We start from the raw sequence: 23061 nt of genomic DNA, 5'->3' as shown, positions 1-23061 counted from the left end.
TGCCGGGTTAATGTCGTATTGCCAGCGTTTGGTGGGCATGCCTGCGGTAGGACCACGAAATCGCCGGTTCGATCTGTCATTCGTCGTCCTGCGCGGAATATTCCCCGCCTTCACAGAAGCGCCCGGGAATGTTCAGGCCGAAATGCAGGTAGGCGTGACGAGTGACCACGCGGCCTCGCGGGGTGCGCATGATATAGCCTTGCTGGATGAGGTACGGTTCCAGCACGTCTTCAATGGTATGGCGCTCTTCGCTGATCGCCGCGGCCAGGTTGTCCACGCCCACCGGGCCACCGTCGAACTTCTCGATCATGGTCAGCAGCAGGCGCCGGTCGGAATGGTCGAAACCGCGCTCGTCGACGTCCAGCAGGTTGAGCGCCATGTCTGCCACGGCCTTGGTGATTTCGCCCTTGCCGCGCACCTCGGCGTAGTCACGCACGCGGCGCAGCAGGCGGTTGGCAATACGCGGGGTACCGCGCGCACGGCGGGCAATCTCGAACGCACCGGTATCCTCGATCGACAACCCGAGAATGCCGGCCGAACGGCTGACGATGGTCGCCAGGTCCCGATCGCTGTAGAACTCCAGGCGCTGGACGATACCGAAACGGTCACGCAGGGGGTTGGTCAGCATGCCTGCGCGGGTGGTGGCGCCGACCAGGGTGAACGGTGGCAGATCGAGCTTGATCGAGCGCGCAGCCGGCCCTTCTCCGATCATGATGTCCAGCTGGAAGTCTTCCATGGCCGGATACAGCACTTCCTCGACCACCGGCGACAAGCGGTGAATTTCGTCGATGAACAGCACATCGTGCGGTTCCAGATTGGTGAGCATCGCCGCCAGGTCGCCCGGGCGCTCAAGGATCGGCCCCGAGGTGCTCTTCACCGAAACGCCCATTTCGTGGGCGATGATATTGGCCAGCGTGGTCTTGCCCAGGCCGGGCGGGCCGAAGATCAGGGTATGGTCGAGGGACTCGTTGCGACCGCGCGCAGCCTGGATGAACAGCGCCATCTGCTCGCGCACCACCGGCTGACCGATGTATTCCTCCAGGCGCAGCGGACGGATTGCGCGGTCCTGGACCTCTTCGCGGTCACGTCCGGAGGCGGCAATCAGGCGGTCGGTCTCGATCACTTGGTAATCATCCCTTTGAGGCTGCGACGGATCAGTTCTTCACTGCTGAGGTTGGCCTTGCCTTCGATCGCGGAAATCGCCTTGCTGGCCTCCTGCGGCTTATAGCCCAGCGACACCAGCGCACTGACCGCGTCCGCCTCGGCCGTGTTGACGCTGGCCACCGGCAGCGGGCCGTCGGACACCAGGGCGAACATCGCCGGCGAGGTTTCCCAGGCCTTGAAGCGGTCCTTGAGTTCGACCAGCAGGCGCTCGGCGGTCTTCTTGCCGACGCCCGGTACGCGCACCAGCACGGCGGCGTCCTGCGCCTGCACACAGCGCACCAGATCGTCGACTTCAAGCCCGGACATCAACGCCAGCGCCAGCTTCGGGCCAACGCCATTGAGCCGGATCAGCTCGCGGAACAGTTCACGCTCGCGCTTTTCAGCGAAGCCATACAGCAGGTGGGCATCTTCACGCACCACCTGGTGGGTATGCAGGGTCACGACCTCCCCCACCTTTGGCAGGCGATAAAGGGTGGTCATCGGCACTTCGAGCTCGTAGCCCAGGCCATTGACGTCGACAATCAGGTGCGGCGGCTGTTTTTCCGCCAGGGTGCCGCGCAAACGTCCAATCACGTTCCGATCCTTTCTCTGGGGCGCCGGTCAGAAACCGCACAACCCTATCAGCAAATGCTTCGGGCGAACGGGCCACCCGGACAAAATGTGTATCAGCGCATGAAGCGGTTACAGACGCAAGCGCCCGCCGCGTCGCCGCGCCGTGGTCAAACCATGGGGTATAAGGCTGGACCGGGTATGGGCATGGCACAGGGCGATGGCCAGGGCATCAGAGGCGTCGACTTGCGGTTTCTGGGTGAGCTTGAGCAGGTGCATGACCATCAACATCACCTGGTCCTTGTTCGCCCCACCGGTGCCCGCTACCGCCTGTTTGACCTGGCTGGCGGTATATTCGGCGATCTCCAGGCCCGCTTCTGCGGCGGCAACGATCGCGGCACCACGTGCCTGCCCCAGCTTGAGCGCCGAATCGGCATTGCGCGCCATGAACACCCGCTCGATACCCATGGTCACCGGGCCGTGCTGGCGAATGATCTCGCTGACACCGCGAAAGACGACAAGCAGCCGATCGTGCAGTTCGCCATCACCGGTGCGAATACAGCCCGAGGTGACGTACTCGCAGCCGCGCGCAGTCTGCCGGACCACACCGAAGCCGGTGATGCGCGAGCCGGGGTCGATACCAAGAATCAGAGTCATAACGCCTACAGATATTTACGAATTTGCCGACCCTATCGCGAGACAAGCCGCATCGGCGCACCGCCGCTCCCACAGGGAGCATGCAAAACCCCTGCGGGAGCGGCGGTGCGCCGATGCGACTTGCCCTGCGATAGCGCCTGTCGCCGAAACTATCAGCCCAGTGCTTCCATGATCTCGTCGGAGATCTGTGCATTGGAGTAGACGTTCTGCACGTCGTCCAGGTCCTCGAGCATGTCGATCAGCTTGAGTACCTTCTCGGCGCCCTCCTGATCCAGCTCGGCACTGGTGGTCGGCTGCATCACGATCTCGGCATCCGAGGCCTTGAAGCCTGCCTCCTCCAGCGCATTACGCACCGCGTAGAAGCTGTTGAACGAGGTGAACACATCGAAGGAGCCGTCGTCGTTGACCACCACGTCGTCGGCATCGGCCTCCATTGCGGCTTCCATCAGCGCATCCTCGTCAACGGCCAGTTCTGCGGCGAAGCTGATCTGCCCCTTGCGCTCGAACAGGTAGGCCACCGAACCGTCGGTGCCCAGGTTGCCACCGCACTTGGTGAAGGCATGGCGCACGGCCGCGGCGGTACGATTGCGGTTGTCGGTCATGGCTTCGACCATGATCGCCACGCCACCCGGGCCGTAACCTTCATAGCTGAGCTCTTCGACATTGTCGCTTTCGTTGGTGCCGGCACCCCGGGCCACGGCGCGATCGATGATGTCGCGGCTCATGTTGGCACCCAGGGCCTTGTCCAGCGCCAGGCGCAGACGCGGGTTGGAAGCCGGGTCACCACCGCCCTGCTTGGCGGCGACGGTCAGCTCACGGATCCACTTGGTGAAGATCTTGCCCCTTTTGGCATCCTGGCGCTCTTTGCGGTGCTTGATGTTCGCCCACTTGGAATGACCAGCCATAACGACTCCAAATCCTTGAAACAGAAACAGGTTCCGCCCCGAAGGGCGGAACGCGTGGAATACGTGGGCGCAGCGCTACCGATGCGCCCTAGGTCGCAATTACTCGACTTTGGTCTGCTCGCGCAGACGGATGTGCAGCTCGCGCAGGGCCTTGGCGTCGACCAGGCCAGGGGCCTGGGTCATCACGCACGCGGCGCTCTGGGTTTTCGGGAAGGCGATCACTTCACGGATCGACTGGGCACCGGTCATCAGCATGACCAGGCGGTCCAGACCGAAGGCCAGGCCACCGTGGGGCGGCGCACCGAACTTCAGGGCGTCGAGCAGGAAGCCGAACTTCTCTTCCTGTTCCGCCGCCTCGATACCCAGCAGACGGAAGACCGCCTGTTGCATTTCTTTGCGGTGGATACGGATCGAACCGCCACCCAGCTCGGTGCCGTTGAGCACCATGTCGTAGGCACGGGACAGTGCAGTGGCCGGGTTGGCCTCCAGCTCTTCCGGGGTGCATTTCGGCGCGGTGAACGGGTGGTGCAGTGCGGTGAAGCTGCCGTCTTCGTTCTCTTCGAACATCGGGAAGTCGACGACCCACATTGGGGCCCACTCGCAGGTCAGCAGTTCGAAATCGTGGCCCAGGCGGATACGCAGTGCGCCCAGGGCTTCGCTGACGACTTTGAACTTGTCGGCGCCGAAGAACACGATGTCACCGTCGACCGCACCCACGCGATCGAGGATGTTGTTGAGGTTGGCCTCGGGGATGTTCTTGACGATCGGCGACTGCAGGCCTTCGACACCCTTGGCGCGCTCGTTGACCTTGATGTAAGCCAGGCCCTTGGCACCGTAGATGCCGACGAACTTGGTGTACTCGTCGATCTTGCTGCGCGGCATGCTTGCGCCGCCTGGCACACGCAGGGCGGTGACGCGGCATTTAGGATCGTTTGCCGGGCCGGCGAACACCTTGAAGTCGACGTCCTTCAGCTGGTCGGCAACGTCAACCAGTTCCAGCGGGTTACGCAGGTCGGGCTTGTCGGAACCGTAGCGACGCATGGCCTCTTCGAAGGTCATGTGCGGGAACTCACCGAACTCCAGATCCAGCACTTCCTTGAACAGCTTGCGGATCATGCTCTCGGTGAGGCCCATGATCTCGGATTCGTCGAGGAAGCTGGTCTCGATGTCGATCTGGGTGAATTCCGGCTGGCGGTCGGCACGCAGGTCTTCGTCACGGAAGCACTTGGCGATCTGGTAGTAGCGGTCGAAGCCCGCGACCATCAGCAGCTGCTTGAACAGCTGCGGCGACTGCGGCAGGGCGAAGAAGCTGCCAGCGTGGGTACGGCTCGGCACCAGGTAGTCGCGGGCGCCCTCCGGGGTGGCGCGGGTCAGGATCGGCGTCTCGACGTCAAGGAAACCATTTTCGTCGAGGAAGCGGCGGATGCTGGTGGTGATGCGCGAACGCAGGCGCAGCTTCTCGGCCATCTCTGGGCGACGCAGGTCGATGAAGCGGTAACGCAGACGGGTTTCCTCGCCAACGTCGGAGTATTCGTTCAGCGGGAACGGCGGCGTTTCGGCTTCGTTGAGCACGGTCAGCTGGTAGCCGAGGATTTCGATGGCGCCGGAGGCCATGTTGGCGTTTACCGCGCCGTCCGGACGCTTGCGCACCTTGCCGGTGATCTGCACCACGTATTCGCTGCGCACGCGGTCGGCGGCCGCGAAGGTTTCGGCGCGATCCGGGTCGAATACGACCTGGGCCATGCCTTCGCGGTCACGGATATCGAGGAAGATCACCCCGCCGTGGTCGCGACGACGATGGACCCAGCCGCAAAGGGTGACTTCCTGGCCGTCCAGGCTCTCGTTCAGTTGGCCGCAATAATGGCTGCGCATCATGGTCGTGGTTTCGCTTCTCGTGATTCGTGTATTCGGTGGAGGTCTTCGCCGCCCAAGGGGCTAATACTGCAAGACCCGGTCGGTGCAATTCAACTCAGTCGGCCTTGTCGCCGCCTGCCAGATTCTTTTTTGCCCCGGTCTTGAAGTCGGTCTCGTACCAGCCGTTGCCACTCAGGCGAAAGCCGGGGACCGACAGCAGCTTCTTCAATGCCGGGGCCTGACACGCCGGGCAATCGGTCAGCGGCGCGGCACTGATCTTCTGCAACACCTCCATGCGGTGTTCGCAGGATGCACATTGATAGTCGTAAAGGGGCATGGTGTCTCTCGTCAACCACATTGCAGGCTGCCCACGGCAGCAAAGAGCGGGATTATATATGGTTAACCGGAGCAGTGCAGCCCGCCCGGCGATCAGTGCGAATCCGGCGCATCCTGCAGCCATGCCACGCAGATCACCCGGATCAGGCCACTGAAGTTCCTCACCCCGCCATGGCGCAGGTGCACCTCACGATCCACATAGGACAGCACAGCGCTGACCGAACACCGATTGGCCTGGGCAATCCGTTCAAGGATCCGCCAATAGACCGCCTCCAGGCGCAGACAGGTTGCAAAACCATTGAGCCGTACCGAACGCGACACCGGCCCGGCCTGCTGCATGTCGAAATCCACCTTGAACGGGTCAATGCGCGGCCGACCACTCCCCTGCCCTTGCCTGCTCCCAGCATTTACTCCTTGCGTAACACCGTACATCGCTTCGCTCCATCGTCACGAACATCCCCGTCCGTCGCTCCGGACAGGGTCCTGGCCGTCAATGAAGCGCCGCCACGCATGCGGATAGCAGCAGCAAAGCCTTCCCCCCAAACGAACAGGGCACGGCACCTTCCCTGGCGCCGCCCCTACCTTCAATGCTTGCGCAAGAATCAAGCAGCAATTACTTCCCGTCGAGCAATACCCGCAGCATCCAGGCCGTTTTCTCATGCACCTGCATGCGCTGGGTGAGCAAGTCAGCGGTTGGTTCGTCGCTGACCTTGTCCACCACTGGGAAGATGCTGCGCGCGGTGCGCACCACCGCCTCCTGGCCCTGCACCAGTTGCCGGATCATTTCATCGGCAATGGGCACCCCCTCTTCCTCCTTGATCGACGAATGGCGCGCATAAAAGGCATAGGAACCCGGCGCGGGAAAACCCAGCGCGCGGATGCGTTCGGCAATGGAGTCCACTGCCAGCGCCAACTCGTTGTACTGCTCCTCGAACATCAGGTGCAGGGTGCGAAACGACGGGCCGGTGACATTCCAGTGGAAATTGTGGGTTTTCAGGTACAGCACATAGGTATCCGACAGTAATCGGGACAACCCTTCGACAATGGACTTGCGATCTTCTTCACTGATACCGATATCGATTGCCATGACGCTCCCCTCTCCTTAGTAGGCCTGGATGATCAAGCGGGCGCGAGTCACTGTGAGACGTGCCTGCGCGACAACCCTACAAACCCTAGCAAGAGATTCCTCGCCACGCAGGCCGCGACGTCCAGCCGGCGCACGCGGTTTGAGATGCCTGCGCCTTTGCTGTTAAATAGGCAGCGTGCCACCCGTGCGGACTGTTATTGCCGGGTGCATAGGCTGGCCTGTCACGTTTTTGCGCTTACACCTCACGCGCACCGTGCAGCCAGCTCATCCTGTGATCGGCCTTATCAATGCGAGCCTAATCAAATGTTCAAGATCGTCCATCTGGTGACGGGCGTGGCTGCCTTGCTGCTATCGCTCATACCCAGCCTCAGAACCGACGCCACACCCCTGCTGCAACAACCCGAGGCCGTATACCTGGCCTTGCTCGGGCTGCTCAACCTGATCCTGGCCCCGGCCCTGCCGCTGTATTACAACGGCATGCGCCAGCAATTGCAGCGCGCAACCAGCATCCTGCTGGTACTGGCCGTAGCCCTGCAGACGCTTACACTGCTGGCACGCCCGGAACTGGGCAGCCTGCCCGCACTGGCCTGCGCCATCTTCGCCTGCGCCCTGCACCTGGCGGCAGGTTTTGCCCGCACGCCACGCAAAGCTCGCAGCCAGGGCGTAGTGCAAGACGCAGGCCTGCGCGATACCGGTACGGTGAAGTGGTTCAATACCTCGAAGGGCTTCGGCTTCATCTCCCGCGATACCGGTGACGATATCTTCGTGCACTTTCGCGCCATCCGTGGCGAAGGCCACCGCGTCCTGGTCGAAGGCCAGCGCGTGGAGTTCTCGGTGATGCACCGTGACAAGGGCCTGCAGGCCGAAGACGTGGTCGCGGTCTCGCGCCGCTGACCACAGACTCCGCCGCCGTCAATAATGAGGCGGCGGAGCCTCCTCTCCCTCGCTGCCGTACTGGCCGACCATCTCTTCGTAACGCTTGATCAACTCGGCCACCTGCAATTGCAGGCGCTCGATCACCCGCCCCTGTTCGACCACCACGTCGTTCAGCGCCTGGATGGTGTCATCCTGGAACGCCTGCCGGGTTTCCAGCTCGACGATCTGCATTTCCAGCGACATGCCTCAGGCCTCCTCGAAGCTTTCACCGAGCAGCGCACGCACACGCTGGCGAATGCCTTCCACCTGTTCCGGCGCATAGTCGATGGCCGGCACCTTGCCCCACACCGGCGCAGGCCAGGCGGCATCACCGAGGCGACGGACGATGACATGCATGTGCAACTGGCTGACAACGTTACCGAGCGTGGCGACGTTCATCTTGTCGGCAGCAAAGGCATCCTTCAACGCTTCGGCCAAGGCATTGGTTTCCTGCCAGAGCTGCTGCTGATCAACCTCATCGAGGTCGAAAAGCTCGCTGATATCGGCACGACGCGGCACCAGGATGAACCAGGGGTAGTTGGCATCCTTGCTCAACAGCAAGCGGCATAGCGGCAGGTCGCCCAGCACCAGGGAATCCTGCTGCAGGCGCGAATCGAGAGTGAACACGGCGTACCTCCTGAAAAACAATGACGCCCCACAGGGCGAAAACAGGGGCGAAGGATACCCTGCTTCCTCTTTTGCCACATCAGCGAGGACACACACCCAACCGGTATGCGCACCCGTTTGAGCCGGCGGCGGTAACACCACGCTACTTTTCGCACCAAAATGATGCCAATCGTCACCGCACCACCACACTTTCTTCACACAAAACACGCAGGATCAACAGTTACAGGTAACACCTTGACTTTGAAGGCAACTGTTGCCAACAAGCAGGACATTGATCCATGGCACACCATAAGACAGGCGTCGCCCCGTGTTTACGGTGATTTCCACCCTGGCGCTTTGGCAACTGTGAAAATTTCATCAAGCGTTCGTGATTTTGAGCACGCTTGTTGCATTCGTTTGACGCCAAGTCGGCACGACACCTGCATCGTCGGGTGGACGCGACAAATAACAACAGCGACATCGGATCCACCAGGGAGTTTGCAGGCCACAACTTTGTGATTACGCATTCTTGATGGCTTGACAACAGCGCTGGCGTTGTACGCCCAACTAAACAGGGCGTGATTTGCGACATGGAAATAACTGTACGCGACACGGGCATAAAGTTATCGAAAGGTTGTTTTTGCCCGTATCGCCAAGAATAGTCAGCGTGATATACATTTTCGCCGACATAACAAGAAAGAGCTGCCCCCTATAACTAAAACACCAGGGAGCAGCGGTACTCTTCCTAAAAACCAAAGGAGCAAATCACGATGCGCGTGATGAAGTGGAGCATGATCGCCCTGGCCGTAGCAGCAGGGACCTCGCAATTTGCTGTCGCCTCTTCGCAGGATGAATCCAAGGGCTTCCTCGAAGACAGCAAGCTCAACGTCAAGACCCGGATGCTGTATTTCAGCCGTGACTTCCGCAACAACGAGCGCGACAAAGACGGCAACCGTCAGAGCCGCGTGGAAGAAACCGGCCTGGGCTTCCTGGGTACCTACGAGTCCGGCTTCACCCAAGGCACCGTCGGTGTCGGCGTCGACGCCATCGGCATGCTGGGCCTGAAACTGGACAGCGGCAAAGGCCGCGCCGGCACCGGCCTGTTCCCGACCGGCTCCGACGGTCGCTCGCAGGATGACTACTCGAAAGGCGGCGGCGCGGTCAAATTCCGCGTATCCGACACCGTGCTGAAGGTCGGCGACCAGTTCACCGCACTGCCGGTCTTCGCCACCGACGACAGCCGCTTGCTGCCAGAGATCGCCCAGGGCGGCCTGATCACCAGCAACGAGATCAAGGGCCTGACCCTGCACGCCGGTCGCTTCACCAGCCTGACCGCGCAAGCCGAGACCAACCGCGACAGCCTGCACCTCAAGGAAGCTGACGTACTCGGCGGCACCTACGCCTTTACCGATACCCTGAGCACCAGCCTGTACTACTCCAAGGTTGAAGACTACTGGCGCAAATACTACGCCAACATCAACTGGGCACTGCCGATCTCCGACAAGCAAGGCCTGGTGTTCGACTTCAACATCTATGACACCAAGAGCGACGGCGCTGCCCTGGTCAAGGCCTTCGACGGCGACAAACTGGACAACCGTGCATTCAGCCTGTCCGGCGCCTACAACATCGGCGCCCACACCTTCACCCTGGCCTACCAGAAGGTCACCGGTGACGGCGACTACGCCTACGGCGTGGACGGCGGCGGCACCATCTTCCTGGCCAACTCCATTGCCCGTTCCGACTTCAACGCCGAAGACGAGAAATCCTGGCAGGCTCGCTACGACCTGAACTTCGCCGAGTACGGCATTCCAGGCCTGTCGTTCATGACCCGTTACGTCCGCGGTACCGGCGCCAACGTCACTGGCACCGACAACGGCAAGGAATGGGAACGCGACGTAGACGTCAAGTACGTGCTGCAGGAAGGCCCGGCTAAAGACCTGAGCTTCCGCGTCCGTCAAGCTACCTACCGCTCCAGCGATGGCGTTTACTACGGTTCGAGCTCGATCGACGAACTGCGCCTGATCGTCGAGTACCCGCTGAGCATCCTGTAAGCCTGTGCTTGCAACGCTTCGCAAATGAAAAAGCCCGGCCTAGGCCGGGCTTTTTCATGGCTGACACAACCGCACGACTGCTGCATTCTGTACGCTTTCGTCTCGCCCCCGTACAATGCGGGGTCATTTCACATTCAGGCAATCGACACGGCTCACCATGCGCACCAGTCAATATTTGCTCGCCACCCAAAAAGAAACTCCGGCAGATGCCGTGGTCATCAGCCATCAGCTCATGCTGCGTGCCGGCATGATCCGCAAGCTGGCCTCCGGCCTCTACACCTGGCTGCCGATGGGGCTGCGGGTGATGCGCAAGGTCGAGGCCGTGGTCCGCGAGGAAATGAACGCCGCCGGTGCCCTCGAAGTGCTGATGCCAAGCATCCAGCCCGCCGAGCTGTGGCAGGAATCCGGCCGCTGGGAACAGTACGGCCCAGAACTGCTGCGCCTGAAGGACCGCCACAACCGCGACTTCTGCGTCGGCCCGACCCACGAGGAGGTCATCACCGACCTCGCGCGCAACGAGCTGTCGAGCTACAAGCAGCTGCCGCTGAACATGTACCAGATCCAGACCAAGTTCCGTGACGAGATCCGTCCGCGCTTCGGCCTGATGCGCGGCCGCGAGTTCATCATGAAGGACGCCTACTCCTTCCATGCCGACCAGGCTTCCCTGCAGGAAACCTACGACCGCATGCACCTGGCCTACAGCAACATCTTTACCCGCCTGGGCCTGGACTTCCGTCCGGTGCAGGCCGACACCGGCTCCATCGGTGGCAACTACTCCCACGAATTCCACGTGCTCGCCTCTTCCGGTGAGGACGACGTGATCTTCAGCGACAGCTCCGACTACGCCGCCAACATCGAGAAGGCCGAGGCCATCCCGCGCGAAACCGTGCGCCCGGCCCCAACCGAAGAACTGCGCCTGGTCGACACCCCTGACGCCAAGACCATCGCGCAACTGGTGGAAAACTTCGGCCTGCCGATCGAGAAGACCGTCAAGACCCTGATCGTGCATGGCGCCGAAGAAGGCAAGCTGATCGCCTTGGTCGTCCGCGGCGACCACGAACTCAACGAAATCAAGGCCACCAAGCTGGAGCAGGTTGCCGAGCCACTGGTCATGGCCAGCGAAGCCGAACTGCGCGACGCCATTGGTGCCGGCGCCGGCTCCCTCGGCCCGCTGAACCTGCCGCTGGAATGCATCATCGACCGTTCGGTCGCCCTGATGAGCGACTTCGGCATCGGTGCCAACATCGACGACAAGCACTACTTCGGCGTGAACTGGGAGCGTGACCTGCCGGTTCCACAAGTCGCCGATCTGCGCAACGTCGTCGAAGGCGACCCGAGCCCGGACGGCCAAGGTACCCTGGTCATCAAGCGCGGCATCGAAGTCGGCCACATCTTCCAGCTCGGCACCAAGTACAGCGAGGCGCTCAAGTGCCAGGTGCTGGGTGAAAACGGCAAGCCGGTGGTGCTGTCGATGGGTTGCTACGGCATCGGCGTATCCCGCGTGGTCGCCGCTGCCATCGAGCAGAGCTACGACGACAAGGGCATCATCTGGAACGACGCCCTGGCTCCCTTCCAGATCGCCCTGGTACCGCTGCGCTACGAAACCGACGTGGTACGCGAAGCCACCGACAAGCTGTACGCCGAACTGACCGCTGCCGGTTTCGACGTGCTGCTGGACGACCGCGACAAGAAGACCAGCCCCGGCATCAAGTTCGCCGACATGGAATTGATCGGCATCCCGCACCGCATCGTCGTCAGCGATCGCGGCCTGGCTGAAGGCAACCTGGAATACAAGCACCGCACCGAGCAAGACGCCCAGGCGTTGCCGCTCAATGAAGTGCTGAGCTTCCTGCAGGCCCGTATCCGCCGCTGATAAACCGTTGCGCGAGTGATCATGTCCAAGCGAAGTACCTACACCCTGGGGGGCGCCGCACTGTGCGGCGCCCTGCTCCTCAGCGGTTGCGCCAACCAGATGCCCCAGCGCAGCGACCATGAAGAGCGCGTCGAGCGCAAGCTGCTCGAACACAGTCTGCAGATCGATGTCGGCGAGCCCAAGGTCATGGAGCTTCCGCAGCGGCGCGTGCGCATTCACGAACAGCAGCGCTTCGAGGTCACCGAATTCGAGGTGACCCGCCGATACGACCGCTACACGCCCTACCAGCCCTGGCGGGAGATCTACGAGATCCCGCTGGGTGCGGTTGCAGTGGTTGCCGGCATCGGCGCCAACGTGGCCAACGTGTTCGCCCTCGGCAACCTGCCCGAGAGCATGACCCACGACTGGCTCAGCTATGGCGTGGCCGGGCTCAACCCCTTCATGAACACGCCGTCCAACGGCCGGGCGCAACAGAACCTGGCCGGCATCAGCGAAGTCGAGAAAGGCAAGCGCGAAGAGTTCACCAGCGTGCCCTGGAACGAGCGCCTGGTCGAGGTCAAGGCTGGCAAGATGACCCACGAGCTGACCACCGACAAGAACGGTGTGCTACGCCTGAACCTGCTCGACAGCCCGTTCTCCGAGCAGAACCTCAAGCACGTAGGCACCCTGCACTTGCAGGTGGTCGACGAGGACAACGGCGTGCGTGGCGATGCCAGCCTGCTGGTAAGCGGCAGCCTGCGTGGCAAGCTGCTGGAAGCGCACGAACTGATTTTCGATGACCTCGAAGACGACGATGTCGGCCAGTGGGTACATCGGGTCAAGCGCCTCTCGGAGCTGGGCCTGGAAGAAGAAGCCAGCGAGCTGGAGCAGAGCCTGATCGAGCTGACTCGCAACGATCCGGAACTGCAGCAGGACTTCCTCAAGACGTTGACCAAGGAAACCGGCCGCCTGGTCGCCGACCCTGGCGCGCAATGAATGGCTTGACGCAATAACAGCAAGGGGCGCACATCGCGCCCCTTCTTTATGTGTCTTCGAACAACTCCAACTGCTCATGGGCGCCGCGCAGATCACGCAACCTCACACCTACGCCCAGTAAGCGCACGGGCTTGCCCCCGCGCGCGAACGCCTGGCTGAGCAACTGCCGGTAACTATCAAGGCTACGCCCTGCCCCTGCCTGCTCCAGGGTGGTTTGGCTGAAGTCATGGAACTTCACCTTGACGAAAGGCTTGTCGGGCCGGTAGCTGCTGTCCATCCGGGCAATCCGCTCGTTCAGGCTGGCCAGCAGGTCGGGGAGTTTTTCCAGGCAACTGGCCAGGTCCGGCAGATCATGATCGTAGGTGTTTTCCACGCTGACCGACTGGCGACGGCTGTCATTTTGCACCGCACGCTCATCGATCCCCCGCGCCAGCCCCCACAAGCGCTCACCAAAACTGCCGAATTCACGGACCAATGCCAGCCGCGACCAATCACGCAAGGATAGGCAGGTATCAATACCCAGCCGCGACAGCTTGTCCGCAGTGACTTTACCCACCCCGTGCAGACGAGCGACCGGCAGCGCGGCGACGAACGCCTCCACCTGATCCGGGGTAATCACGAACAGGCCGTTGGGCTTGCGCCAGTCACTGGCAATCTTGGCCAGGAACTTGTTGGGCGCCACCCCGGCAGAAACCGTGATGTGCAACTGCTGCGCGACACGCCTGCGGATATCTTCGGCAATGCGCGTGGCGCTGCCGGCAAACCACTGGCTGTCACTGACATCCAGATAAGCCTCGTCCAGTGATAAGGGTTCGATCAGCTCGGTGTAGTCACGGAAGATCGCGTGTATCTCGCGCGACGCTTCACGGTAGGCCTCGAAGCGAGGCTTGACGATCTGCAGATCCGGGCACAGCTTCATGGCATGCCCCGAGGACATCGCCGAGCGCACGCCATAGGCCCGCGCTTCATAATTGCAGGTGGCAATCACCCCACGCTGCCCTGGCTGCCCACCCACCGCCATGGGGCGCCCCACCAGGCGCGGGTCGTCACGCATCTCGATGGCGGCGTAGAAGCAGTCACAGTCGACATGAATGATCTTGCGCAAGGACATGGACGACAGCCAGTACTGTAAATTCATACAGATATTACCCCAAGCCCCATGAGCGGAGACAGGGTGTACACGACAATCGGCCTGGAACCCCCGTCAACACTGGGTCAGCCACCGATCTGGTACGCTAAGAGTCTGAACGGGAAAGGTTTTTTTTATTTAAAACTTGACATCGGGAAGGAATTCCGTAGAATTCGATCTCACAGGCGCGGGATGGAGCAGCCTGGTAGCTCGTCGGGCTCATAACCCGAAGGTCGTCGGTTCAAATCCGGCTCCCGCAACCAGATTAAAGAAAAGGCCACTGTTTCGACAGTGGCCTTTTTTATTGATCCCTGAAAAGCATTTCGAATACCCGTTAACGACTATTGAGCATTAAAGCTTGACAGCATTCGGATAATCCGTAGAATGCGCCCCTCTGACGCGGGATGGAGCAGCCTGGTAGCTCGTCGGGCTCATAACCCGAAGGTCGTCGGTTCAAATCCGGCTCCCGCAACCAGATTCTAGAAAGGCCACTGTTTTTACAGTGGCCTTTTTTATTGCCCGTGCCCGGACATTTAGAAAAAACCAAATAAATCAAGCATTTGTGCTTGACAGCTATTCACTAATCGGTAGAATGCGCACCACTGACGCGGGATGGAGCAGCCTGGTAGCTCGTCGGGCTCATAACCCGAAGGTCGTCGGTTCAAATCCGGCTCCCGCAACCATATCGTCAGAACAAGCCCCGCCTATCGAAAGATAGCGCGGGGCTTGTTGCATTCCGGTCCATCGCATTGAGCCATGCAGACCAGGCGCAGTGCGCCTCCCGCCTCGCCCCCGCGGCTGATCCACATAGCTGAATGAACTATCTTTAACTATCCTGAAACAGATTAACTACATGGGCCGGAGTAATATCTGGACACGTTTTTCCAAAGGGATTTTCACTTGGCCGTAGCTCGCTTGCACCTCGCGCTGATCGCACGGGGTAATCCATGACCGCCCCCACCCCCGAAACCCAGGCACCGCTGACTGCGGCCTTGCCTACGGCTGCACAACGCCTGCCCTGGCTGGAACGCCTGAGCAAGTACCGCCAACCCCTGGGCCTCGCGCTGACCCTGGTGCTGTTCACCATGGGCCTGATTGCCTGCCGTCACCTGTTGAGCGAGCTGGACATCTACGCGCTGCATGACGCCATGCTCAGCGTGCCGTCCAACGCTTTGCTGGGGGCACTGCTGGCGACCGCAGTCGGCTTCCTGATCCTGCTGGGCTACGAATGGTCGGCCAGCCGTTTCGCGGCGGTGCAGTTGCCGCCGCGAACCTTGGTGCTAGGTGGTTTCAGCGCCTTCGCAATCGGTAATGCCATCGGCCTGTCGATGCTCTCAGGTGGTTCGGTACGTTATCGCCTGTATGCCCGCCAGGGCCTGAGCGCTACGGAAGTCGCACGCATGACCGTGTTCGCCAGCCTGTCGCTGGGCTGTGCGCTGCCGCCGCTGGCTGCCCTGGCCACCCTCAGCAATCTACCGGCCGCAGCCACTGCACTGCGCCTGCCCGCGCCGCTGCTGGGCGGGATTGCCGTGGCAGTGCTGGCCTTGACCGCTGCCTTGGTCCTGGGCCTGTACCGTCGCCGCCAGGCAGAGCAACCGCACAAGGACAGCCTGCTGGTTCAGTTCGGTCGCCGCACCCTGCGCCTGCCAAGCGCTAGCCTGGCCGGCCTGCAACTGCTGATCACCGCGCTGGACGTAGCCGCCGCCGCCACCGTGCTGTACCTGCTGCTGCCGGAAGCGCCGCCATTCGGTGCCTTTGTACTGGTCTACCTGCTGGCACTGGCTGCCGGTGTGCTGAGCCACGTCCCCGGCGGTGTCGGTGTATTCGAGGCGATCCTGCTGGCTGCCTTCGCCAACCAGCTGGGCGCAGCACCACTGGCCGCCGCACTGCTGCTGTACCGGCTCATCTACGTTGTGCTGCCGCTGCTTGTGGCGTGCGTACTGCTGCTGGCCAACGAAGCGCGCCGCCTGCTGTTCGCCCAACAAGCCATCCGCGCGGCTTCCGGGCTGGCTGCACCGGTACTGGCAATCCTGGTGTTCCTCTCCGGTGTGGTGCTGCTGTTCTCCGGCGCCACCCCCGAGATCGACAGCCGTCTGGAACACATGGGTTTCCTGATCCCGCACCGGCTGATCGATGCGTCGCACTTCGGCGCCAGCCTCATCGGCGTGCTGTGCCTGCTGCTGGCCCAGGGCCTGCGCCGCCGACTGTCAGCCGCCTGGCTACTGACCACCGTACTGCTGCTGGCAGGCGCAGTCCTGTCGCTGCTCAAGGGCTTCGACTGGGAAGAGGCCACGCTCATGTGCCTCACCGCTGCCCTGCTGGCACTGTTCCGCCGTTCGTTCTATCGCCCCAGCAGGCTGCTCGAGCTGCCGTTCTCGCCGGTGTACCTGGTGGCCAGCGCCTGCGTGGTCGGTGCGTCGATCTGGCTGCTGCTGTTCGCCTATCAGGACGTACCCTACACCCACAAGCTGTGGTGGCAGTTCACCCTTGATGCCGATGCCCCACGCGGCCTGCGCGCGGCCATGGGCAGCGCCGTACTGCTGGTGATCGTCTCCCTGACCTGGCTGCTGCGCACCGCGCGCCCGGTGATCCACCTGCCCACCGAAGACGAACTGCAACGCGCCAACCGCATCCTGCTGGCCTCCGACCAGCCCGACGGTGGCTTGGCGCTGACCGGCGACAAGGCCCTGCTGTTCCATCCCAGCGACAATGCCTTCCTCATGTACGCCCGCCGTGGCCGCAGCCTGGTGGCGTTGTACGACCCGATCGGGCCGGCCCAGGAGCGCGCCGAGATGATCTGGCAGTTCCGCGACCTGTGCGACCTGCACCACGCCCGCCCGGTGTTCTACCAGGTGCGCGCGGAAAACCTGCCGTTCTACATGGACATCGGCCTGACCGCGATCAAGCTGGGCGAAGAAGCCCGGGTCGACCTGCGCCGCTTCGACCTCGAAGCCAAGGGCAAGGAAATGAAGGACCTGCGTTACACCTGGAACCGCGGTGGGCGCGACGGCCTGAGCCTTGAGGTGCACGAGCCCGGCCAAGCGCCGCTGGCCGAGCTCAAGGAAATCTCCGACGCCTGGCTCGAAGGCAAGAACGTACGCGAGAAAGGCTTCTCGCTCGGCCGCTTCAGCCCTGAATACCTGCAGCACTTTCGCATCGCACTGATCCGCTTCCAGGGCCGCCCGGTGGCCTTTGCCAACCTGCTGGAGACCCACAGCAACGAGCTAGCCAGCCTGGACCTGATGCGCGCCCACCCGGACGCGCCGAAGCTGACCATGGAATTCATGATGGTTGGCCTGATCCTCCACTACAAGAGCCATGACTATGGCCGTTTCAGCCTGGGGATGGTCCCCCTTTCCGGCTTGCAGCCGCGGCGCGGTGCACCCTTGACCCAGCGCCTGGGTTCGATGGTGTTCCAGCGTGGCGAGCAGCTGTACAACTTCCAGGGCCTGCGGCGCTTCAAGGACAAGTTCCAGCCGGACTGGGAACCCCGTTACATGGCCGTGCCGGCCGGGCTCGACCCGCTGGTGGCACTGGCTGATACCGCCGCCCTGATCGCTGGTGGCCTGACTGGATTGGTGAAACGTTGATGATCCGACGCTATTGGCTGTACGTACTGATTCCCCTGCTACTGGCCGCCCTGGCCGGTGCTGCAGCCTTCTGGCTGTGGACCCGCCCTGCCCCAGAAGCGCGCCTGGACCACCTGACCCTGAGCGACGGCAGCAGCCTGACCCTGGCCACCCCTGGCGTGCATGCCAAGGCCCGGGTAGCCATCGGCGTGCCACAGGAGCAGGCCTTGAGCGACAAGCAGCTGCTGGACCTGAGCCAGGCCGGCGAAGCTCAACTGGTGCAGGTGATCCTGCCGCCGGCCGACTGCGGCAAACAGCAGGCGGCCATGAATGAGGCACTGGCGCAGTTGTCCGACAAACCCACCGTGGTCGCCGGCATCGGCCCCGGCGCCGCCCAGGCCTGGCGCTGGTTGGCCACGCAGAGCGATGACAAGGCCCGCGCCATCTCGGTGGACTTCACCCTTGAACAACCGGGCTGCCAGGTTGCATTGCCCAAATCCGCCGCCCACGGCCACTGGAACGTGGCCTGGAACGACAACCCGGACGATGCCAGCGCCGCCTTCGTGCGCGACCAGGCCAACGCCGAGACCAGCATTGCCGACTACGACATCCACCTGCCCCAGGTACTCAAGGCCCAGCTCACCCAAGCCCTGGTCGGCCAGGACGGCAACGCCCTGGCGATCCCGGTAGTCGAAGTCCCGGCCGGGCAGACCACCGACACCGTCACCCTGTTCCTCTCGGGCGACGGTGGCTGGCGCGACCTGGACCGCGACGTCGCCGGCGAGATGGCCAAGCTCGGCTTCCCGGTGGTGGGTATCGACACCCTGCGCTACTACTGGCAGCACAAGACGCCGGAGCAAAGCGCCGCCGATCTGTCCGAGCTGATGCAGCACTATCGCCAGAAATGGGGCACCAAACGTTTCGTGCTGACCGGCTACTCGTTCGGCGCCGACGTACTGCCCGCCATCTACAACCGCCTGCCCGAAGAAGACCAGAAGCGCGTCGATGCGGTGATCCTGCTGGCCTTCGCCCGCAGCGGCAGCTTCGAGATCGAAGTCGAGGGCTGGTTGGGCAAGGAAGGCCAGGAAGCCCCGACCGGGCTGGAGATGGCCAAGCTGCCCGCCGCCAAGGTGGTCTGCGTGTACGGTGTCGAGGAAACCGACGAAAGCGGCTGCACCGACAAGACTGCCGTGGGTGAACGCTTGAAGCTGCCCGGCGGCCACCACTTCGACGAGAACTACCCGGCATTGGCCAAGCGCCTGATCAACGAGATCGAGACCCGCCAGGGGAAGTCCAGCGTCGCTGAAAAATGATGTGAAAAGGGGCCGCTATGCGGCCCCTTTTAGTTTTAGATTTCGACCTGGGTTCCCAGCTCGATCACCCGGTTCAACGGCAGGTTGAAGAAGCGCAGGTTACCGTTGGCGTTCTTGAGCAGGAATGCGAACAGGTTGCTGCGCCAGCGCGACATCCCCTCCAGCCGCGATGCAATCACCGTCTCGCGGCTGAGGAAATACGTGGTGCGCATCGGGCTGAAATCCAGCTGGTCCAGATGGCACAGTTTCAAGGCCGCCGGCACGTCGGGCTCATCCATGAAACCGAAGTGCAGCAGCACCCGGAAGAACCCGTCGCCATAGGCTTCCACTTCGAAACGCTCGCTCTCCGGGACCCGCGGCTGGTCCTCGCTGACTACCGTCAACAGCACCACCTGGCTGTGCAGCACCTGGTTGTGCAGCATGTTGTGCAACAGCGCGTGGGGCACGGCGTCCGATCGCGCGGTGAGGAACACCGCTGTTCCCTCAACCCGGTGCGGTGGTTGCACACGGATGCTGGCGATGAACAGCGGCAGCGGCAACGCGCCTTCGTCGATGCGCTCGACCAGGATCTGCTTGCCACGCTTCCAGGTGCTCATCAGCACGAACAGCACGATCCCCGCCAAGACCGGGAAAGCACCGCCTTGGACGATCTTCGGCACGTTGGCGGCAAAGAACAGCCCGTCGACGAACAGGAAGCCCACCAGAATCGGCACCGCCAGTACCGGTGGCCACTTCCACAGCAGCAGCATCACCGCCGACACCAGGATGGTGGTCATCAACATGGTGCCGGTCACCGCCACCCCATAGGCCGCAGCCAAGGCGCCGGACGACTCGAAGCCGATCACAAGCAGCACCACGCCGACCATCAGCGTCCAGTTCACCGCACCGATGTAGATCTGACCCTGCTCGTCGCTGGAGGTGTGCTGGATCTGCATGCGCGGGATATAGCCGAGCTGGATGGCCTGGCGGGTCAGGGAAAAGGCACCCGAAATGACCGCCTGCGAAGCGATCACCGTAGCCATGGTAGCCAGGCCCACCAACGGCAGCAGTGCCCAGCTCGGTGCCAGCAGGTAGAAGGGGTTACGGGCAGCTTCTGGGTTCTGCAGCAGCATCGCCCCCTGGCCAAAGTAGTTGAGCACCAGCGCCGGCAGCACCAGGATGAACCAGGCACGGGCAATCGGCTTGCGGCCGAAGTGGCCCATGTCGGCATACAGCGCCTCGGCACCGGTCAGCGCCAGCACCACGGCCCCGAGGATGGCCACGCCCATGCCCGGATGAACGATGAAGAAATTCAACGCCCAGCCCGGGTTGAAGGCCTTGAGCACTTCCGGGCTCTGCGAGATGCCATGCACCCCGAGTGCCCCCAGCACCAGGAACCAGGTGACCATGATCGGGCCGAACAGCTTGCCGATCGTCTCGGTGCCGTGCTTCTGCACCAGGAACAGCGCCACCAGCACCACCAGCGAGATGGGCACTACCCAGTGGTCGATGCCGTCGAACGCCAGCCCCATGCCCTCCACCGCCGACAGCACCGACACCGCCGGGGTGATCATGCTGTCGCCATAGAACAGCGAGGCGCCGATCAGGCCGCAAATGACCATCAGCGCGCGCAGCTTCGGATGGCTGGCCGTTGCCCGCCTTGCCAGCGCCGTCAGCGCCATGGTGCCGCCCTCGCCCTGGTTGTCGGCGCGCAGGATGAACATCACGTACTTGAACGACACGACCCACAGCAGCGACCAGAGGATCAGCGACAGGATGCCCAGCACCCCATCGTGGTTGACCGGAACGCCATAACCCCCGGTGAAGACCTCTTTGAGGGTGTACAGCGGGCTGGTGCCGATATCGCCATAGACCACCCCAACAGCTGCCACGAGCAGGCCCAGCGATCGCGTCGCGCCCTGCTTACCCTCGTGCCCGCCCTCGGCGTGACTGCTTGCCTGAACCATCGACCACTCCCGCAGAAGGCCTGTTAGACCGATTGAATTCCCATCCGCGTCGGGGCATCCCATAGGCCCCCGCGCAACGGCGCGAAGCATAGCGCAGCGTTCGTCGTATTTCTGCTGGTCAAGCGACCTTGCGCTCGCTAGAATTGCGCACTTTTTGATCAGAGGCGCGAAAAGCGCCCGCCAGGATCGCCCCCGTTACCGGCCGGGCGACCTGTATTCAATACCGAGGTTAGCCATGTCCACCACTCCCGCCACCCCTAAGGTCGGCTTCGTTTCCCTGGGTTGCCCCAAGGCCCTGGTCGATTCCGAGCGCATCCTGACCCAGCTGCGCATGGAAGGCTATGAAGTCGTGCCGACCTACGAGGACGCCGACGTGGTGGTGGTCAACACCTGCGGCTTCATCGACAGCGCCAAGGCCGAGTCGCTGGAAGTGATCGGCGAAGCCATCAAGGAAAACGGCAAGGTCATCGTCACCGGCTGCATGGGCGTCGAAGAGGGCAGCATCCGTGACGTGCACCCGAGCGTGCTGTCTGTCACCGGCCCCCAGCAGTACGAGCAGGTGGTCAACGCCGTGCACGAAGTGGTGCCGCCACGCCAGGACCACAACCCGCTGATCGACCTGGTGCCGCCTCAAGGCGTGAAGCTGACGCCGCGCCACTACGCCTACCTGAAGATTTCCGAAGGCTGCAACCACAGCTGCAGCTTCTGCATCATTCCATCGATGCGCGGCAAGCTGGTCAGCCGCCCGGTCGGTGAAGTGCTGAGCGAGGCCGAGCGCCTGGTCAAGGCCGGCGTCAAGGAAATCCTGGTAATTTCCCAGGACACCAGCGCCTACGGCGTCGACGTCAAGTACAAGACCGACTTCTGGAACGGCCGCCCGGTCAAGACCCGCATGCTCGAGCTGTGCGAAGCGCTGAGCAGCCTGGGCGCCTGGGTGCGCCTGCACTACGTCTACCCGTACCCGAACGTGGACGACGTGATCCCGCTGATGGCCGCCGGCAAGATCCTGCCGTACCTGGACATCCCGTTCCAGCACGCCAGCCCCAAAGTGCTCAAGTCGATGAAGCGCCCGGCCTTCGAAGACCGCACCCTGGCCCGTATCAAGAACTGGCGCGAACAGTGCCCTGAGCTGGTGATCCGTTCGACCTTCATCGTCGGTTTCCCAGGCGAGACCGAGGAAGACTTCCAGTACCTGCTGGACTGGCTGACCGAAGCCCAGCTCGACCGCGTCGGCTGCTTCCAGTACTCGCCGGTGGAAGGCGCCCCGGCCAACGACCTGGGCCTGGACGAGGTACCGGATGACGTCAAGCAGGAACGCTGGGACCGCTTCATGGCCCACCAGCAGGCCATCAGCAGCGCCCGCCTGCAACTGCGCATCGGCAAGGAAATCGAAGTGCTGATCGACGAAGTCGAAGAGCAGGGTTCGGTGGGCCGTAGCTTCTTCGACGCGCCGGAAATCGACGGCAGCGTGTTCATCGATGGCGATCACGGCTTCAAGCCAGGCGACAAAGTGCGTTGCCGCATCGTCGATGCCGATGAATACGACATGTGGGCAGAGCCAGTCTGACAGCCCGCTGCACTGAAAATACCCCGCCCACTGGCGGGGTATTTTTTTGCATCTATGTTTGTGCAGAGGCCAACGCACACCGGAGCCGCCGAGGATGAAGCCGACGCTGACCCTGCACACCCCCCGCTATGCCGACTACCCGGAACTGGTGCGGATCTGGGAGGCTTCGGTACGGGCTACCCATGACTTCCTCCCCGACGCCTACATCCAACTGTTACGTGAACATGTGCTGTCCCAATATCTGGATGCAGTGATGCTGGTCTGCTGCAAGGACCGTGACCGCCGCATCCTTGGCTTTGCCGGCGTGGCCAATGGTCGCGTCGACCTGCTGTTCGTCGCTCCCGAACATTTCGGCCGGGGCGTCGGCCAACTTTTGCTGCGTCACGCAGTGGCAGAACTGAATGCCGAACGCCTGGATGTCAACGAACAAAACCCCCAGGCCATTGGCTTCTACTTGCACGAAGGCTTCGAGATCATTGGCCGCTCGGCAACGGACGGCCTGGGGCAGCCTTATCCACTGCTGCACATGCAACGGGGCCGTGCAACGCTGTGAAGCGCGGCCTAC

General features: G+C 62.5%; 20 protein-coding genes and 3 tRNA genes. 11 read left to right on the top strand and 12 right to left on the bottom strand.

Features of this window, described 5'->3' with window-relative positions; all coding sequences use genetic code 11:
- Window positions 1-76: 76 nt before the first annotated feature.
- From ruvB to ABE459_RS07065, 8 genes are all read right to left on the bottom strand, one after another.
- Window positions 77-1123 (bottom strand): Holliday junction branch migration DNA helicase RuvB, encoded by a 1047-nt coding sequence (ruvB, locus tag ABE459_RS07100; RefSeq protein WP_110992342.1) that lies wholly within the window; start codon window positions 1121-1123, stop codon window positions 77-79.
- Entirely contained in the window at window positions 1120-1737 is a 618-nt protein-coding gene (ruvA, locus tag ABE459_RS07095) for a Holliday junction branch migration protein RuvA (protein WP_110992343.1), read from the bottom strand. The genes ruvB and ruvA overlap by 4 nt, the downstream gene beginning before the upstream one ends.
- 108 nt (window positions 1738-1845) lie before the next feature.
- The gene (gene ruvC / locus ABE459_RS07090; RefSeq protein ID WP_125465144.1) at window positions 1846-2370 is read right to left on the bottom strand and encodes a crossover junction endodeoxyribonuclease RuvC; all 525 of its coding nucleotides are present in this window, start codon (window positions 2368-2370) and stop codon (window positions 1846-1848) included.
- 152 nt (window positions 2371-2522) lie between these two features.
- Complete coding sequence (locus tag ABE459_RS07085) at window positions 2523-3275, bottom strand: YebC/PmpR family DNA-binding transcriptional regulator (RefSeq protein WP_125465145.1); 753 nt, start codon at window positions 3273-3275, stop codon at window positions 2523-2525.
- Between the two features lie 99 nt (window positions 3276-3374).
- Window positions 3375-5150, bottom strand: a complete 1776-nt coding sequence (gene aspS / locus ABE459_RS07080) for an aspartate--tRNA ligase (protein WP_323830199.1) — start codon at window positions 5148-5150, stop codon at window positions 3375-3377.
- 94 nt (window positions 5151-5244) lie between these two features.
- Window positions 5245-5466, bottom strand: coding sequence for a zinc ribbon domain-containing protein (locus tag ABE459_RS07075; RefSeq protein ID WP_003254776.1), 222 nt, complete (start codon window positions 5464-5466; stop codon window positions 5245-5247).
- 92 nt (window positions 5467-5558) lie between these two features.
- Entirely contained in the window at window positions 5559-5897 is a 339-nt protein-coding gene (locus ABE459_RS07070) for a ribbon-helix-helix domain-containing protein (protein WP_323830200.1), read from the bottom strand.
- A 181-nt stretch (window positions 5898-6078) separates the two neighbouring features.
- Window positions 6079-6552, bottom strand: a complete 474-nt coding sequence (locus ABE459_RS07065) for a Dps family protein (RefSeq protein ID WP_323830201.1) — start codon at window positions 6550-6552, stop codon at window positions 6079-6081.
- Window positions 6553-6855: 303 nt separating this feature from the next.
- Here ABE459_RS07065 and ABE459_RS07060 point away from each other — a divergent pair, with 303 nt between their 5' ends.
- Window positions 6856-7446 carry a cold-shock protein gene (locus tag ABE459_RS07060; RefSeq protein WP_323830202.1) on the top strand — a complete coding sequence of 197 codons (591 nt, stop codon included), beginning with the start codon at window positions 6856-6858 and terminating at the stop codon, window positions 7444-7446.
- 18 nt (window positions 7447-7464) lie between these two features.
- Here the strand turns inward: ABE459_RS07060 and ABE459_RS07055 are convergent, their stop codons facing one another.
- Window positions 7465-7671, bottom strand: coding sequence for a SlyX family protein (locus ABE459_RS07055; RefSeq protein ID WP_110992348.1), 207 nt, complete (start codon window positions 7669-7671; stop codon window positions 7465-7467).
- A gap of 3 nt (window positions 7672-7674) precedes the next feature.
- Window positions 7675-8094 (bottom strand): HIT domain-containing protein, encoded by a 420-nt coding sequence (locus tag ABE459_RS07050; protein WP_323830203.1) that lies wholly within the window; start codon window positions 8092-8094, stop codon window positions 7675-7677.
- A gap of 749 nt (window positions 8095-8843) precedes the next feature.
- Between ABE459_RS07050 and ABE459_RS07045 the strand changes: the two genes are divergently transcribed.
- The 3 genes from ABE459_RS07045 (at window position 8844) to ABE459_RS07035 (ending at window position 12972) form a co-directional block, all read left to right on the top strand.
- Window positions 8844-10124, top strand: coding sequence for an OprD family porin (locus ABE459_RS07045; protein ID WP_125465151.1), 1281 nt, complete (start codon window positions 8844-8846; stop codon window positions 10122-10124).
- A 157-nt stretch (window positions 10125-10281) separates the two neighbouring features.
- Complete coding sequence (locus ABE459_RS07040) at window positions 10282-11997, top strand: proline--tRNA ligase (protein WP_322360105.1); 1716 nt, start codon at window positions 10282-10284, stop codon at window positions 11995-11997.
- A gap of 21 nt (window positions 11998-12018) precedes the next feature.
- On the top strand, window positions 12019-12972 hold the full coding sequence (locus ABE459_RS07035) for a hypothetical protein (protein ID WP_110992352.1): 954 nt from the start codon (window positions 12019-12021) through the stop codon (window positions 12970-12972).
- 46 nt (window positions 12973-13018) lie between these two features.
- Here the strand turns inward: ABE459_RS07035 and dinB are convergent, their stop codons facing one another.
- On the bottom strand, window positions 13019-14077 hold the full coding sequence (dinB, locus tag ABE459_RS07030; RefSeq protein ID WP_190306095.1) for a DNA polymerase IV: 1059 nt from the start codon (window positions 14075-14077) through the stop codon (window positions 13019-13021).
- Window positions 14078-14287: 210 nt separating this feature from the next.
- Here dinB and ABE459_RS07025 point away from each other — a divergent pair.
- The 5 genes from ABE459_RS07025 (at window position 14288) to ABE459_RS07005 (ending at window position 18983) form a co-directional block, all read left to right on the top strand.
- Window positions 14288-14364, top strand: a tRNA-Met gene (locus ABE459_RS07025).
- A gap of 135 nt (window positions 14365-14499) precedes the next feature.
- Window positions 14500-14576: transfer RNA gene (locus ABE459_RS07020), tRNA-Met, on the top strand.
- Window positions 14577-14707: 131 nt separating this feature from the next.
- A tRNA-Met gene (locus tag ABE459_RS07015) sits at window positions 14708-14784 on the top strand.
- Between the two features lie 264 nt (window positions 14785-15048).
- Window positions 15049-17691 carry a bifunctional lysylphosphatidylglycerol flippase/synthetase MprF gene (mprF, locus tag ABE459_RS07010; protein ID WP_323830204.1) on the top strand — a complete coding sequence of 881 codons (2643 nt, stop codon included), beginning with the start codon at window positions 15049-15051 and terminating at the stop codon, window positions 17689-17691.
- On the top strand, window positions 17691-18983 hold the full coding sequence (locus ABE459_RS07005) for an AcvB/VirJ family lysyl-phosphatidylglycerol hydrolase (protein WP_125465156.1): 1293 nt from the start codon (window positions 17691-17693) through the stop codon (window positions 18981-18983). The genes mprF and ABE459_RS07005 overlap by 1 nt, the downstream gene beginning before the upstream one ends.
- A 35-nt stretch (window positions 18984-19018) precedes the next feature.
- On the opposite strand, the gene ABE459_RS07000 is transcribed toward ABE459_RS07005, so the two are convergent.
- A complete protein-coding gene (locus tag ABE459_RS07000; protein WP_125465157.1) occupies window positions 19019-20929 on the bottom strand; it encodes a potassium transporter Kup in 1911 nt (636 codons plus the stop codon).
- A 235-nt stretch (window positions 20930-21164) separates the two neighbouring features.
- On the opposite strand from ABE459_RS07000, the gene rimO reads away from it, so the two are divergent.
- Both rimO and ABE459_RS06990 read left to right on the top strand, forming a co-directional pair.
- Window positions 21165-22496 (top strand): 30S ribosomal protein S12 methylthiotransferase RimO, encoded by a 1332-nt coding sequence (gene rimO / locus ABE459_RS06995; protein WP_125465158.1) that lies wholly within the window; start codon window positions 21165-21167, stop codon window positions 22494-22496.
- Window positions 22497-22590: 94 nt separating this feature from the next.
- Entirely contained in the window at window positions 22591-23049 is a 459-nt protein-coding gene (locus tag ABE459_RS06990) for a GNAT family N-acetyltransferase (protein WP_125465159.1), read from the top strand.
- Window positions 23050-23061 lie beyond the last annotated feature (12 nt).

Origin of the sequence: Pseudomonas sp. TWI923, from assembly GCF_039673365.1 — a bacterium.
GTDB lineage: Bacteria > Pseudomonadota > Gammaproteobacteria > Pseudomonadales > Pseudomonadaceae > Aquipseudomonas > Aquipseudomonas sichuanensis.
This window is presented reverse-complemented; position numbering and strand designations above follow the sequence as displayed.